This is a genomic window from Azospirillum sp. TSH58 (assembly GCF_003119115.1).
In the GTDB taxonomy this organism is placed as follows: Bacteria; Pseudomonadota; Alphaproteobacteria; order Azospirillales; family Azospirillaceae; genus Azospirillum.
Window position 1 is genome coordinate 2,796,289 of the sequence record NZ_CP022364.1, and the last position, 14,527, is coordinate 2,810,815.

A 14,527-nucleotide genomic window follows, 5' to 3' on the forward strand; every position below is an offset into this window, starting at 1 on the left:
GACAGTCCCCTCCCCTGCGCAGCGGGGGAGGGTTAGGGTGGGGGCCAGTGGTGGGGGCACGACGCGACACCTCACCCATTCGCCTCGGCGATCTCCTCCAGCGCGTCGCGGTCGAGCAGGGTGATCCGCCCGGACTCCACGGCGATCACGCCGTTGCGCTGCCATTCGCCGAGCAGCTTGTTGATGCTCTCCCGCGAGACGCCCACCAGACATCCAAGCTGCTGCTGCGACAGCTTGATGTCCAGCTTCAGCCCGCCCGGCGCCGGCTTGCCGAACACGTCGGCCAGCCGCATCAGCGCGCGGGCGAAGCGCGACGACGCCTCCAGGAACAGCGTGTCCTCCAGATGCTCGCTGGTCTGGCGCAGGCGCTTGCACAGCACCGTGATGAGCTGGAGCGCCACCGCCGGGCGCTCGTTGAGCAGCGGCACGAACTTCGAGCGGTCGAGCACCAGCAGGTCGGTCTCCTCCAGCGCCACGGCGTCGGCGGTCCGCGGTTCTCCGTCGAGCAGGGCGATCTCTCCGAACAGGCCGCCCTTGTTGATGATGTTCAGCACCAGCTCCTTGCCGTCGGTGGAGTGGGAGCAGATCTTCACCCGCCCGCGGATGACCGCCATCATGCTGTCGCCGGGGTCGCCCTTCTGGAAGATGACCGCGCCGGGCCGGAAATAGGCCAGCCGGGCGCTGGCGGCGAGGCGTTGCAGTTCCGGCTTCTCCAGATGCTTCAGCAGGAAATGCCCGGACAGCACCAGTTCCTTGTCGAACGCGATCCGCACCGTCGTCATGGTCGCCCCCATACGGCTCGATGCCGGACAGTGTAGCGGGCGGACGGCCCGCAACCGCGGCGCCAGAGGCGGTAACGCGCTCGCCCGCCCCTGCCACGTTCTTGCGGGCATAGGGGAGGGGACCGACCAAAGGTGAATCTTGTTCTGCCCAATGGTTCGTGACTACCATCGTCAGCAAGGCGTTCGATGAAAGGCGCCGGCCCAAAAACAGGGACCGCAGAACAGGGAAGGAGACGAGCGTGGACGCCACCACTCCGTCCGCAGACCTAGCCAGGCGCACGGCCAACCATGTGCCGCTGACGCCGCTGGACTTCCTGCGCCGCTCCGCGATGGTCTATCCGGACAAGACCGCCGTGGTCTACGGCCCCCTGCGGCGGAACTGGGCGAAGGTGGAGCGCCGCGCCCGTGCGCTGGCCTCCGCGGTGAGCCGGGCCGGCGTCCGGCCGGGGGAGGTCGTGTCGGTCCTGGCCTTCAACACCCCGGCGATGCTGGAGGCGCATTTCGGCATTCCCGGCGCCGGGGCGGTGCTGAACGCCATCAACACGCGGCTCGACCCGCCCGCCGTCGCCTTCATCCTGGAGCACGCCGAAAGCCGCCTGTTCCTGGTCGACCGCGGCCTGTCCACGGTGGCCCGCGCCGCGCTGGAGCGCATGGCGGCCCCGCCGCGGGTGGTGTGGATCGACGACCCGGCGGCACCGGACGCCGACCCGGTGGGCGAGCTGGAGTATGAGGATTTCCTGAGGACCGGCGACGCCGGCGCCCCCTGGCGCGCGCCGGAGGACGAGTGGGAGTCCATCGCGCTCAACTACACCTCCGGCACCACGGGCAACCCCAAGGGCGTTCTGTACCATCACCGCGGCGCCCATCTGAACGCGCTCGGCAACGTCATCACCTTCGGGCTGCGGCCCGACAGCGTCTATCTGTGGACGCTGCCCATGTTCCACTGCAACGGCTGGACCTACCCCTGGGCGGTGACGGCGGTGGGGGCGACCCATGTCTGCCTGCGAGCCGTCGACCCGGCGGCGATCTTCCGCCTGATCGCGGAGGAGAAGGTCACCCACCTCTGCGGCGCGCCGGTCGTTCTGACCATGCTGATCCACGCGCCCGACGCCGTGAAGCGCGGCTTCGACCACGGCCTGGTGCAGGTGGCGACCGGCGGGGCGGCACCGCCCAGCGCGGTGATCGCGGGCATGGAGCGGATGGGCTTCCGCCTGACCCACCTCTACGGCATGACGGAATGCTACGGCCCCTCCACCGGCTGCGCGTGGCAGGAGGCCTGGGCGGAACTGCCGCTGGAGGAGCGGGCGGTGAAGATGGCCCGCCAGGGCGTGCCGAACGTCACCATGTCGGAGCAGACCGTGCTCGACCCTGACACCGGCCGGGAGGTTCCCGCCGACGGCGAGACGCTGGGCGAGCTGGCGCTGCGCGGCAACACGGTGATGAAAGGCTACCTGAAGAATTCGGCGGCGACCGACGAGGCGCTGCGCGACGGCTGGCTGCACACCGGCGACCTCGCCGTGCTGCACCCCGACCGCTACGTCGAGATCAAGGACCGCGCCAAGGACATCATCATCTCCGGCGGCGAGAACATCGCCTCGCTGGAGGTGGAGGAGATCCTCTACCAGCACCCCCACGTCATGGAGGCCGCCGTCGTCGCCCGTCCCGACCCGAAGTGGGGCGAGACTCCCTGCGCCTTCGTCACGCTGAAGCCGGGATCGGAGGGGCGGGTGACGGAGGCCGAGGTGATCGGCTGGTGCCGCGACCACCTCGCCCATTTCAAGGCGCCCCGCAAGGTGGTGTTCGGCGCCTTGCCGAAGACTTCCACGGGGAAGATCCAGAAGTTCGTGCTGCGCGAGCAGGCGAGGGGGTTGTGAGGAGCGCGGTCCCATCGGAGCCCCCCTCCCAACCTCCCCCCGCTGCGCAGGGGGAGGAGCTTGTTCCCTCTCCTGCGAGGCGGGCGAGGGTTAGGGAAGGGGCCCGACGCATGAACCCCATCCTCATAAACTCAGGACCCCCATGATCCTCACCCTCACCAACCGCACCGCCCTGGTCACCGGGGCCTCCTCCGGCCTGGGGCGCCACTTCGCGGGCGTGCTGGCCGCGGCGGGCGCCCGCGTCGCCCTGGCGGCAAGGCGGCGCGAGAGCCTGGACGCCGCCGTCGCCGAGATCGAAGCGGCGGGCGGACAGGCCATCGCCGTGCCGCTGGACGTCACCGACGCCGCCTCCGTCCGCAACGGCGTCCGCGAGGCGGCGGGGGCGCTCGGCGGGCTGGACATCCTCGTCAACAACGCCGGTGCCACCGTCGCCAAGCCCGCGCTCGATTACGCGGAGGAGGACTGGGACCGCGTGATCGACACCAACCTGAAGGGCGCCTTCCTCACCGCGCAGGAGACGGCCCGTGTGATGAAGGAGCGGGGGCGGGGCGGGTCGATCGTCAACATCGCCTCCATCCTCGGGCTGCGGGTGGCCGGCCATGTCGTGGCCTACACCGCGTCGAAGGCCGGGCTGGTGCAGATGACCCAGGCGCTGGCCCTGGAATGGGCGCGCCACGGCATCCGCGTCAACGCGCTGGCCCCCGGCTACATGGAAACCGACCTGAACCGCGATTTCCTGGCGACCGACGCCGGGCAGGCGCTGATCCGGCGGGTGCCGCAGCGGCGGCTGGGGCGGCTGGCGGACCTCGACGGGCCGCTGCTGCTGCTCTGCTCCGACGCGTCGGCCTACATGACCGGGGCGGTCGTGCCGGTGGACGGCGGGCATCTGGTCAGCACCCTGTAAGAAAAAAGAAAACGGCCAAGAAAGAACGACGGAGAGGACCCGAACCGATGGACTTCAGCCTGCCCCCGCCGATCGAGGAGTTCCGCCGCCGCGTGCGCGCCTTCGTGGAGGAGCGCATCCTGCCGCTGGAAGCGGACCCGGCCTCCTATGACGAGCACGAGAACATCGTGCCCGCCCTGCTGGAGCGCCTGCGCGGGGAGGTCAAGGCCGCCGGGCTGTGGGCGCCGCAGATGCCGACGGAGCGTGGCGGGCAGGGGCTGGGCATCGTCGGCATGGCCGCCGCCTACGAGGAGATGAACCGCTCGATCTTCGGGCCGGTCTGCTTCAACTGCGCCGCCCCCGACGACGGCAACATGCAGCTTCTCAACAAGGTCGCGACCGAGGCGCAGAAGGAGCGCTGGCTCCAGCCCATCGTCGACGGCACGGTGCGCTCCGCCTTCGCGATGACCGAGCCGCATCCCGGCGGCGGCTCCGACCCCTCGATGATGAAGACGCGGGCGGAGCACAAGGGCGACCGCTGGGTGATCACCGGCCACAAGTGGTTCATCACCGGGGCGGGGGAGGCGCAGCATTTCATCCTGATCGCCCGCACCTCCGACGACACGCGCAAGGGGCTGACCGCCTTCCTGTTCGACAAGGACCAGCCTGGCTGGGAGATCGTCCGCCGCATCCCGATCATGGGGCCGGAGGAGCATGGCGGCCATTGCGAGCTGCGCTTCGACGGGCTGGAGGTTTCCGACGAGAATGTCCTGATGACCGTCGGCGACGGGCTGAAGGCCACGCAGATCCGCCTCGGCCCGGCGCGGCTGACCCATTGCATGCGCTGGACCGGCCTGTCGAAGCGGGCCATGGAGATCGCCGCCGCCTATGTGCGCGAGCGCGAGAGCTTCGGCACCACGCTCGCCGGGCACGAGGGCGTGCAGTGGATGATGGGCGACGTCGCCATGCAGATCGAGATCGGCCGGCTGCTGGTCATGAAGGCGGCGTGGCAGCTCGACCGCGGCGACTTCGCCCGCAAGGAGGTGTCGATGGCCAAGGTCCATGTCGCCGAGACGCTGCACAAGGCGGTGGACACGGCCATCCAGCTCTGCGGGGCCAGGGGCTATTCGAAGGACACGGCGCTGGAGTGGATGTACCGCTATGCCCGGCAGGCCCGGCTGGTCGACGGGGCGTCGGAGGTCCACAAGATGGTTCTGGCGCGGTTCTACATGGACGAGGGTGACGGCTTCTGGGCCTGGGGGTGACGGGATGGGTGCACTGATCGACGGGGAAAGCCGGCCGCGGCTGGAATCGTGGCTGGCCGGGGCGACCGGCGCGACGCGCGTGTCGGTGGCCGACGAAGGCACCCTGGGCGGGGGAGCCATCTCGCTCAACCTCGCGGTGACGCTGGACATCGACGGCGGACCGCAGGCCGGGCGGCACGCCTGCGTGCTGCGCGCACAGCCGGGTGGCGGCGCCGCGGCGGCGTCCGGCATGAAGGCCAGCATCTCCAAGGCGCAGGAGTTCGCCGTTCTGCGCGCCGCCTTTGGCGCCGGGGTGGCGGCGCCGGAGCCCATCGCCGCCTGCGGCGACCCGGCGGTTCTGGGCGCCGACTTCTACATCATGCGGCGGGCCGAGGGCATCGGGGCCGGGCACAAGGTGGTGAAGGCCGACCAGCCGCAGCGCGGCCTCGCCCGCGAGCTTGGCCGCCAGCTCGGCCGCCTGCACAAGGCCGGGCCGGACACGCCGGGGCTGGAGAGTCTGCCGGTGCCGGCCGCGTCGCCGGCGCTCGACTGCGTCCACGCCTACCGCGACTGGCTGGGCGATCTGGCGTTGCGCGACGCCGTGCTGGCCTGGGGCTTGCGCTGGCTGGAGATCCACGCGCCGCCGCCGGGCGAGCTGGTGCTGTGCCACCGCGACTACCGCACCGGGAACTATCTTGTGAAGGACGGGGGTCTGACCGCCATCCTGGATTGGGAATTCGCGGGATTCAGCGATCCTATGGAGGATCTCGGCTGGTTCTGCGCCCGCTCCTGGCGGTTCGGTCGCCACGACCGCGAGGCCGGCGGTCTGGCCGGGCGGGAGGACCTCTACGCCGGCTACGAGGAGACGTCCGGCCGCCGCGTGGACCCGCAGCGGGTCGCCTATTGGGAAACCGCCGCCTACATGCGCTGGGCGGCCATCGCGGTCCTTCAGGGGCGCCGCCACACTTCCGGCGAGGAGCCCTCGCTCGAACTGGCGCTGACCGGTCGCATGCTGCCGGAGATCGAGTTGGACCTGCTGCGCCACATCCACAGCCTGGGGCTGACGGCATCGTCCCCGGCGGCGGTGGCAGCCGAGCCGTCCGGCGATGCCGACGAAGAAAGGGTCGCCTGATGCGCACCAGCCCGAACGCCCAGGAACTGCTGGGCATCACCGCGGAAACCTTTCGGACGGACCTGCTCCCCCACATCCCGCCGGCCCAGCGCTACACGGCGCTGATGATCGCCAACGCGCTCGGCATCGTGCAGCGCGAACTGGCCGGCGCCGATGGGGCCGGTCACGCCATGCTGGCGGCGCTGGCCCTGCTCTACGGCGAGGACGCCGACGACAGCCTGTCCGGCGCCGACCTGCGCCAGCGGGTGGAGGCGTTGCAGCACCGGCTGTGCATCGAGATCGCCGCGGGCGACTTCGACCATGACGGCCAGGACGTGCTGATGGAATGCCTGGAGGAGATCGTCCAGGCCCGGCTGGGCATCACCAACCCGAAGCTGTTGCGGGGGTAGGGAGTGATACCCCCTCGCCCCGCTGGGGAGAGGGTGGCCCGGAGGGCCTCTCGCGCTGGCCGAGGGCCAGCGCTGACGGCGGCAGGCGGATGCTTATGGCATCCGCCGAGAGCCGGTGAGGGGGCGCCCGTCAGGGCGGATCAGGAAACCGGTTGATAAGCAGGTCGCCTGCGGCGCCCCCTCATCCTGACCTTCTCCCTAAGGGGGGAGAAGGAGCAGGCGCGGAGGTGAAAGCCCCTGTCACTCCGCGATCGGCTCGTAGAATTCCGGGCCGAAGTCGGCGGCCTGGCGGCTGGTCACGTTGAAGGGCTTCTTCAGGCCGCCGCGGAAGTACCGCTTCACCAGATCCTGCCACGTTTCCACCGGGTCCACGCCGCGCTTGGCGCAGAGATGGCCGAACCAGCGGCGCCCGGCGGCGACATGGGTGATCTCCTCGTCGTGGATGACCTGGAGAAGCGCGGCGCTCTCCGCGTCGCCGAACTCGCGCAGGCGGCGGACGGTCTCCGGGGTGACGTCGAGCCCGCGCGCCTCCAGCACCATCGGCACCACGGCCAGCCGGGCGGCGAGGTCGTGGGCGGTGGTCGTCGCGGCCTGCCACAGCCCGTCATGGGCCGGCAGTTCGCCGTAGCCGGACCCGAGCTGGTTCAGCCGCTCCTCCAGCATCTGGAAATGCCGGGCCTCGTCGTCGGCGACCTGCACCCAGTCGTCGGTGAAGCCCTTCGGCATCCCCTCGCCGACGAAGCGGCACACGATGTCCCAGGCGAGGTCGATGGCGTTCAGCTCGATGTGGGCCAGCGCGTGCAGCAGGGCGACGCGGTTCTGCGCGCTGCCGCCGCGCCCGCGCTTGGGCATGTCGCGGGGCAGCATCAGGGGCGGGCGCTCCGGGCGGGCGGGGCGCTCCGGCGGGGCCAGCGTGCCGAACGCGGCGATGCGTCCGTCGCGCCAGCCCGCGGCGTACTCCCGCGTCAGACGCACCTTCTCCAGCGGCGCCGCGGTGGTCAGCACCGCGACGGCCGCGTCACACAGCGTCGTCACCATCCATACGCAACGAAATGGGGGTTCGCGATGTCGGCCTTGCCGTAGAGGAAGGGCGAGCCGTCGGGCTGCTCCACCCGGCCGCCGGCGGCGGCGAGGATGGCGTGGCCGGCGGCGGTGTCCCACTCGCTGGTCGGACCGAAACGGGGGTAGAGGTCGGCCTTGCCGGACGCCACCGTGCAGAATTTGAGGGAGCTGCCGCAGGTCACCCGGTTCTTCACCGTGTAGCCGGCGAGGAAGCCATCCAGCTCGCTGCCGCTGCCGTGGGAGCGGCTGGCGACCACGGTCAGGCCGTCGGGCGGCGGCTTGCGGACCTGGATCGGGTAATCGTGGCGGCCTTCCACCCAATGGACGGCGGTGCCCGGCCCGCAGGCGGCGTAGAGATCGCCGGTGGCCGGCGCGTAGACGACGCCCAGAACCGGGCGCCCGCCGTCGATCAGCGCGATGTTGACGGTGAACTCGCCGTTGCGGCTGATGAATTCCTTGGTGCCGTCGAGCGGATCGACCAGCCAGAAGCGTCCGCCGGAAATGTCCGGCCGGTGCCCGGCGGCCACGGCCTCCTCCGCGACAACCGGAATGCCGGGGGCGATGTGGTGCAGGGCCGGCGTGATGACATGCTCGGCGGCGAGATCGGCCTGGGTGACCGGGCTGCCGTCGACCTTTGTGGCGGCGTCGATGCCGTCGTTGTAGAAGCGCAGGATCACCTGACCCGCTTCGTGGGCGATGGTCCGCACCTTGGGCAGCAGGCTCGCCGCGGCGGTGTCGGTCATGGGTGGTCCTCCGGTCGGCTGGTGTGCGAACGGCCACCATAGCGCGCCCGGATGGTGGGCTGGAAGGCTGGAAAGGGCGGGGAGGATGGGAGATTGCGGATGAAAGCGGGATGGCGCGCCATGGAAGCGACGGACCTGGACCGTGTGATGGCCATCGCCGAGATCGTGCACCCCGATTACCCGGAGGACCGCGCCGTCTTTGCCGAGCGTCTGGCCCTTTATCCGGAGGGGTGCGCCATGGCGGAAATCGATGGGGCCGTGGCGGACGGGGACTGCATCGGCTACATCGTCATGCATCCGGGGCGGCTGGGCGTTCCGCCGCCGCTCGACTCGCCGCTCGGCGCGCTGCCGGAGGGGGCGGATTGCCTTTATCTGCACGACGTCGCCCTGCTGCCCGCGGCGCGGGGGCTGGGGTTGGGCGTGGCGGCGCTGGAGCGCATGGACGCGCTGGCGGCGCGGCAGGGTTTCCGCTGGCTGGCCCTGACCTCCACCCCCGGCGCGCGGGCCTTCTGGGACGCGCAGGGTTTCCTGCCACACGACGGTGGGGCCGGTCTGGCGGCCAAGCTCGCCTCCTACGGCGGCGGCATGACCTACATGACCAAGCCGGTGACAGGCTGAGCCGGCGCATTGGATGAATTTTGCCGCAAATTGAATCCTTTTCACGGGGCGTGGATTCGATTTGCGGCAAGTTGTCCGACCCCGGCGCGCGGTTCCGGATGTTATGTTGCGGCCTTTCCCACACCTTCAGCGCGGCCTTTCGCCGTCAGGCCCCCCATGCAGCCATCTGTCCGTTTCCCGTGGAAGACCGAATACACGGTTGGAAACGAGTCCATCGACGAGCAGCACCGGACGCTTCTGGAACTGGCCGGGCTGCTGCACATGGCGGTGGCGGCGGGGCAGGGCTACAAGATCATCCAAAGCGCCTTCGCCGCCCTGGTGAAGTACACGGAGGAGCATTTCTCCGCCGAGGAGCGCTTCTGGACCGACGCCAGGAGCGGCGCCGTCGAGAAGCACAAGCGGCTGCACCGGCAGATCACCGAGGAACTGCTGGCCCTGCGGTTCGAAGGGCCGTACGGCGTCGTCTTCTGCACCCCCAACGAATTGACCAACTGGGTCGAGCACCGCCTGATCGCCCATTTCATCGAAGAGGATCAGGGCGTCTACCGCAGCCTGACCCAGGGTGCCAAGCGCAAGCGGACCTCCGCCTGACCGCCGTTTCCGGCGCCGCTTTTCCCCGACGTCACGGTCGCCCGCTCCCGACGGGGCGGCCGGCTTCATGGTCCGCTTCATGGTCCGCTTGATGGCCGGCTCGCGACGCGAACCGCCGGCACAGCTTTGCCTGAATGGCCCTGACCGGGAAATTCAATGCAAATGTATTTAAAAGAATCAATTTCCATTTCAAAAATTATCATGGCTAGTGTTTCGCTGTGCCCTGACCGATGACGCAATAAATATAAATGAATGCAATTCATGTGATCGTTATCTACGCTTGTATGATTTGCAATATAATCAAATGAAGGCGAGCGGATGGGGTTTATCAAACAAAAAATGAGGGAGCGCCATGACCGAACTCTATAAACTGCCGCCGTCAACGTCGGTGGCCTATCCGTCCAGCCTTCCGTCGGGAACAGTGAAGCTGTACGCCGATCAGAACTGGAACAGCGACAGCCTGACCATCACCACCTCGGGCGCGATCGAAGGCGTGCAGAGTTCCTTTGCCGGGACCAACCTGAACGACCGGACGACCTGGGTTGCCTTCAACCTGCCGGAAGGGGTCGTCCTGACCCTGCTGGAGCACAAGACCACCCCGCCCGCCGGCCAGCCCTACAGCTTCAACGGCTGCGGGCGTTGCGTCGATCTGATCGGCAACGGCACGACGCAAACGGTCGATGTCGAGAAGCTCGGTGCCAACGACTGCCTGTCCGCTTACATCTGGCGGCGCGTGGACGTGAACACCGGCGTGTTCCAGCTGTTCGACGGACTCAACTATGCCGACAACCGCAACACCTTCTTCCTCTGCGAATGGCCGATGGGTTCGGTGCTGTCGCTGGCGGGCTGGTACATCTGCGACCGGGCGGCGTCGATCTATTTCGGCGGGCTGACCGCCCAGCAGGTGTCGCTGTACGACGGCGGGCAGGGCGACGGGGAAACCATGTCCGTTGCCGGCTGGCTGAGCATGGACGGCATTCCGGACCTGCGCAGCAACTCCTTCGTCGACAAGGAGGCGTCGTGGCGGTGGGATCTGCTGACTCCGGTCCATTCGGAGGTCGAGCCCTTCTCGATCACTTCGCCGGTGCCCACCAACCCGTCGAGCACGATCTCCAGCTCCATCTCCGGAACCAACCAGGGAACGGCGACGCTGTCCGACACGGTGTCCGTCACCAGCGGAAAATCGCAGTCGCTGACGCTGTCGGTCACCGATTCCTACACCATCGGCTATGTCCAGGAGGTGCGCTTCACCTACGGAATCGGTCTGACCGGCGAGGTCGAGGTCGGCTGCACCTTCTCCATGTCCTACAGCTACACGGGCACGAAGGAGACCTCGGTCACCAACTACTACGAACTGGCGGTCAGCCAGACGGTCGAGATCCCGGCCGACTGCCGCTACAGCTCGACGATGACGATCCTGATGGCCGAAATCCCGCCGACCTCCTACAGCACGCCGGCCGTCTTCTACTACACCCAGCCGGTGCCCGGTTCGACCTACGATCCGGCGATGAGCGCCGAACTCGGCAAGACCGTCTACGCGCTGCGCCAGACGGTGACGGGCTATATCAACGGCGGCGTCTCGGTGGATGTCCGGAGCAGCACGGAAACCCAGCCGCTGACCGTGGCGGCGCTGGCCGACGCCTGACGCCGGAACCGCCCGCGACGCGGGTCCGCCATCGCAGGTTTAGCGCCCAACGTTGCCTTTGCCGTGGAACGGACCCAACTCTAACTGGTTTATGATGTGGCGCGGCTGCCGGATGGGCGCGGGATTCCCCGCCCGCCCGGCGACCCCGCTCCACCAGACCAGCGGAGCGACGGCGGCGGTATGAAGAACTCGGACAATGGCCGGATCGATCGGAACGACACGCTCTGGTACAAGGACGCGGTCATCTATCAGCTTCATGTGAAGGCGTTCTTCGACGCCGACAACGACGGCATCGGCGACATCGCCGGCCTGACGCAGAAGCTCGACTACATCCAGGAGCTTGGCGTCACCACGCTGTGGCTGTTGCCCTTCTACCCCTCGCCGCTGCGCGACGACGGCTACGACATCGCCGATTACAAGGCGGTCAACCCGTCCTACGGCAATCTCCAGGACTTCAAGCGGTTCCTGCGCGAATGCCATGACCGCGGCCTGCGCGTGATCACCGAGCTGGTCATCAACCACACCTCCGACCAGCACCCGTGGTTCCAGCGCGCCCGTCAGGCCAAGCCGGGATCGAACCACCGCAATTTCTACGTCTGGTCCGACACCGACCAGAAGTACCAGGGCACGCGCATCATCTTCTGCGACACGGAAAAGTCCAACTGGACCTGGGATTCCGAGGCGCAGGCCTATTTCTGGCACCGCTTCTACTCGCACCAGCCCGACCTGAACTTCGACAACCCGAAGGTCCTTCAGGAGGTGCTGAACGTCATGCGCTTCTGGCTGGACATGGGGGTGGACGGGCTGCGGCTCGACGCCGTGCCCTACCTGAAGGAGCGCGAGGGCACCAACAACGAGAACCTGCCGGAAACCCACGACGTCCTGAAGGCCATCCGCACGGAGATCGACAAGGGCTATGGCGACCGCATGCTGCTGGCCGAGGCGAACCAGTGGCCGGAGGACGTGCTGCCCTATTTCGGCGACCTGGAGAAGGGCGGGGACGAATGCCACATGGCCTTCCACTTCCCGCTGATGCCGCGCATCTACATGGCCGTCGCCATGGAGGACCGGCACCCCATCGCCGACATCATGCGCCAGACCCCGGACATCCCGGACGAGTGCCAGTGGGCCATCTTCCTGCGCAACCATGACGAGCTGACGCTGGAGATGGTGACCGACCGCGAGCGGGACTATCTCTGGGATTTCTACGCCGCCGACCGGCGCATGCGGATCAACCTGGGCATCCGGCGGCGCCTCGCCCCGCTGCTCCAGAACGACCGCCGCAAGATCGAGCTGTTGAAAAGCCTGCTGCTGTCCATGCCGGGCACGCCGGTGCTCTATTACGGCGACGAGATCGGCATGGGCGACAACATCTATCTCGGCGACCGCGACGGCGTGCGCACGCCGATGCAGTGGTCGCCCGACCGCAACGGCGGCTTCTCCCGCGCCGACCCGGCACGGCTGTATCTGCCGGCGATCCAGGACCCGATCTACGGCTTCCAGGCCATCAACGTGGAGGCGCAGCAGCGCAGCCCGTCGTCTCTGCTGAACTGGATGAAGCGGCTGATCGCCGTCCGCCAGCAGCACAAGGCCTTCGGGCGCGGCCGTTTCCAGCTTCTCTATCCCGGCAACCGCAAGGTTCTGGCCTATCTGCGCTGCCATTCGACGGAGGAGGGCGACGAGGTCATCCTCTGCGTGGCCAACCTGTCCCGCTCCGCCCAGGCGGTGGAACTGGATCTGAAGCAGTTCCGCGGCCGTGTGCCGGTGGAGATGCTGGGCCGGACGGTCTTCCCGCCGGTCGGCGATCTGCCCTATCTGCTGACCATCCCCGCCTACGGCTTCTACTGGTTCGCGCTGGCCGCCGAGGCGGCGCTGCCGTCCTGGCACGAGACGATGCCGGAGCCGGTGCCCGACCTGCTGACCATCGTCGTGCGCGACGGCTGGCAGAGCCTGATCAGCGGCCGTGCCGGAGAGGAGCTGGCGCGGGACATCCTGCAGGCCTACCTGCCGCAGCAGCGCTGGTTCGCCGCCAAGGACCGCCGCATCGAGAGCGCGCACATCCCGATGTTCGCGCGGCTCGGCGGGCCGGGCGACGGCTTCATGATGGTGCGGGCCGACGTGTCCCTGGCCGGGGCCAAGCCGCAGTCCTACTTCCTGCCGCTCGCCATGAGCTGGGAGGAGAACGCCGGCAACACCGGCTGGCCGCTGCTGCCCTTCACGCTCGCCAAGGCCCGGCGCGGCCCGCGCACCGGCGCCATCTACGACGCCATGCAGGCCGACGCCTTCACCCGCAGCCTGCTGACCGCCCTGCGCGAGGGGCGGGAGGTTCCGGCGTCGAGTGGGCACCTGCGCTTCTCCCCCACGGCCTGCATGGCCGACCTCGCGGTGGACGACGACACCGAGATCCGCCGCCTGGGCGTGGAGCAGAGCAACAGCTCCATCCTCGTCGGCAGTCAGGCCGTGCTGAAGGCCTTCCGCCGCCTGACCCCCGGCGCCCATCCGGAGCTTGAGGTCGGTCGCTTCCTGACCGAGGTGGCGGGCTTCCAGAACACGCCGCCGTTGCTCGGGTCCGTCGAGCATGTGGCGGAGGACGGCACGCCGACCGCGCTGTTCGTTCTCCAGGGCTATGTCCGCAACCAGGGCGACGGCTGGACCAGCACCGTCGATTCGCTGGTGCGCGATCTGGACGACATCCGTCTCGGCCTGTCCCACGATCCGGAGGAACCGACCGAGGGCGAGCCCTTCGGCATGCACGCCGCCATGATGGCGACGCTCGGCCAGCGCACGGCGGAACTCCATTGCGCGCTGGCGAAGCGGACCGGCGACCCGGCCTTCGATCCGGAACCGGTGACCGCCGACGACCTGAAGGGCTGGGGCGAGGCCGCCCGCCGTCAGGCCGAGGCCGCCTTCGCCGCGCTGCCCGGCGCCCTCGACCGTCTGGCCCCGGCCGTGCGCGAGCAGGCGGAATCGCTGCTGGCCCGCCGCACCGACGTGATGAACCGGCTGGCCGAGCTGGCCGACACGCCGCCGCAGGGCGACAAGACCCGCATCCACGGCGACTACCATCTGGGGCAGGTGCTGCGCGCCCAGAACGACTGGTACATCATCGACTTCGAAGGCGAGCCGGCGAAGTCGCTGGAGGAGCGCCGGGCCAAGCACAGCCCGCTGCGCGACGTGGCGGGGATGCTGCGCTCCTTCAACTACGCCACCTGGGCGGCGCTGTTCCGGATCGACGAGACCGGCGTGCTGGAGGAGGCCGGCGCGGTCATGGAGGCGGCGCTGGATTGGGAACGGCGCAGCATGCAGAGCTTCCTGGAGGCCTACCGCGCCGCCATGGGGGCCTGCCCGGACGTGCCGGACGGAACCGCCGCCGACCGCCGCCTGCTGGCGCTGTTCCTGATGGAGAAGGCGCTGTACGAGATCGCCTACGAGGCCGCCAACCGGCCGAACTGGATCGGCATTCCGGTGAAGGGCGTGCTGGGGCTTCTGGACGGCGAGTCCTGAGGCGCAACCCGAAACGCGGCATAGGACGCCGCGGGCGTGGTGTGACAAACGCCCCGGCGC

Annotated in this window: 12 protein-coding genes; 9 read left to right on the forward strand and 3 right to left on the reverse strand. The window is 68.8% G+C overall.

All coding sequences use genetic code 11. The annotated features are described in order from the left end of the window. Positions 1-71: 71 nt before the first annotated feature. Positions 72-782, reverse strand: coding sequence for a Crp/Fnr family transcriptional regulator (locus TSH58p_RS16755; RefSeq protein WP_014240588.1), 711 nt, complete (start codon positions 780-782; stop codon positions 72-74). A gap of 239 nt (positions 783-1,021) precedes the next feature. Between TSH58p_RS16755 and TSH58p_RS16760 the strand changes: the two genes are divergently transcribed. From TSH58p_RS16760 to TSH58p_RS16780, 5 genes are all read left to right on the forward strand, one after another. Further along, positions 1,022-2,656 carry an acyl-CoA synthetase gene (locus TSH58p_RS16760; RefSeq protein WP_109069677.1) on the forward strand — a complete coding sequence of 545 codons (1,635 nt, stop codon included), beginning with the start codon at positions 1,022-1,024 and terminating at the stop codon, positions 2,654-2,656. A gap of 142 nt (positions 2,657-2,798) precedes the next feature. Continuing rightward, entirely contained in the window at positions 2,799-3,560 is a 762-nt protein-coding gene (locus TSH58p_RS16765; RefSeq protein WP_109069678.1) for an SDR family NAD(P)-dependent oxidoreductase, read from the forward strand. Between the two features lie 47 nt (positions 3,561-3,607). Then, positions 3,608-4,804, forward strand: coding sequence for an acyl-CoA dehydrogenase family protein (locus tag TSH58p_RS16770; protein ID WP_109069679.1), 1,197 nt, complete (start codon positions 3,608-3,610; stop codon positions 4,802-4,804). A gap of 4 nt (positions 4,805-4,808) precedes the next feature. Continuing rightward, a complete protein-coding gene (locus TSH58p_RS16775) occupies positions 4,809-5,915 on the forward strand; it encodes a phosphotransferase family protein (protein ID WP_109069680.1) in 1,107 nt (368 codons plus the stop codon). After that, positions 5,915-6,304, forward strand: a complete 390-nt coding sequence (locus TSH58p_RS16780; RefSeq protein WP_109069681.1) for a DUF6285 domain-containing protein — start codon at positions 5,915-5,917, stop codon at positions 6,302-6,304. Before TSH58p_RS16775 ends, TSH58p_RS16780 begins: the two co-directional genes overlap by 1 nt. A gap of 240 nt (positions 6,305-6,544) precedes the next feature. Here the strand turns inward: TSH58p_RS16780 and TSH58p_RS16785 are convergent, their stop codons facing one another. Together TSH58p_RS16785 and cysQ are read right to left on the reverse strand one after the other, a co-directional pair. After that, positions 6,545-7,342, reverse strand: coding sequence for a ferritin-like domain-containing protein (locus TSH58p_RS16785; RefSeq protein WP_109069682.1), 798 nt, complete (start codon positions 7,340-7,342; stop codon positions 6,545-6,547). Further along, positions 7,336-8,109: a 3'(2'),5'-bisphosphate nucleotidase CysQ gene (cysQ, locus tag TSH58p_RS16790; protein WP_109069683.1), complete on the reverse strand. Its 774-nt coding sequence runs from the start codon at positions 8,107-8,109 to the stop codon at positions 7,336-7,338. The genes TSH58p_RS16785 and cysQ overlap by 7 nt, the downstream gene beginning before the upstream one ends. A 120-nt stretch (positions 8,110-8,229) precedes the next feature. Here cysQ and TSH58p_RS16795 point away from each other — a divergent pair, with 120 nt between their 5' ends. The 4 genes from TSH58p_RS16795 (at position 8,230) to treS (ending at position 14,467) form a co-directional block, all read left to right on the forward strand. Further along, complete coding sequence (locus tag TSH58p_RS16795; protein ID WP_247873990.1) at positions 8,230-8,727, forward strand: GNAT family N-acetyltransferase; 498 nt, start codon at positions 8,230-8,232, stop codon at positions 8,725-8,727. A 156-nt stretch (positions 8,728-8,883) separates the two neighbouring features. Continuing rightward, positions 8,884-9,318, forward strand: coding sequence for a bacteriohemerythrin (locus TSH58p_RS16800; RefSeq protein WP_109069685.1), 435 nt, complete (start codon positions 8,884-8,886; stop codon positions 9,316-9,318). Between the two features lie 352 nt (positions 9,319-9,670). After that, the gene (locus tag TSH58p_RS16805) at positions 9,671-10,963 is read left to right on the forward strand and encodes a hypothetical protein (protein ID WP_146205856.1); all 1,293 of its coding nucleotides are present in this window, start codon (positions 9,671-9,673) and stop codon (positions 10,961-10,963) included. Positions 10,964-11,143: 180 nt separating this feature from the next. Continuing rightward, positions 11,144-14,467: a maltose alpha-D-glucosyltransferase gene (treS, locus tag TSH58p_RS16810; protein WP_109069687.1), complete on the forward strand. Its 3,324-nt coding sequence runs from the start codon at positions 11,144-11,146 to the stop codon at positions 14,465-14,467. The last annotated feature ends 60 nt before the right edge of the window (positions 14,468-14,527 follow it).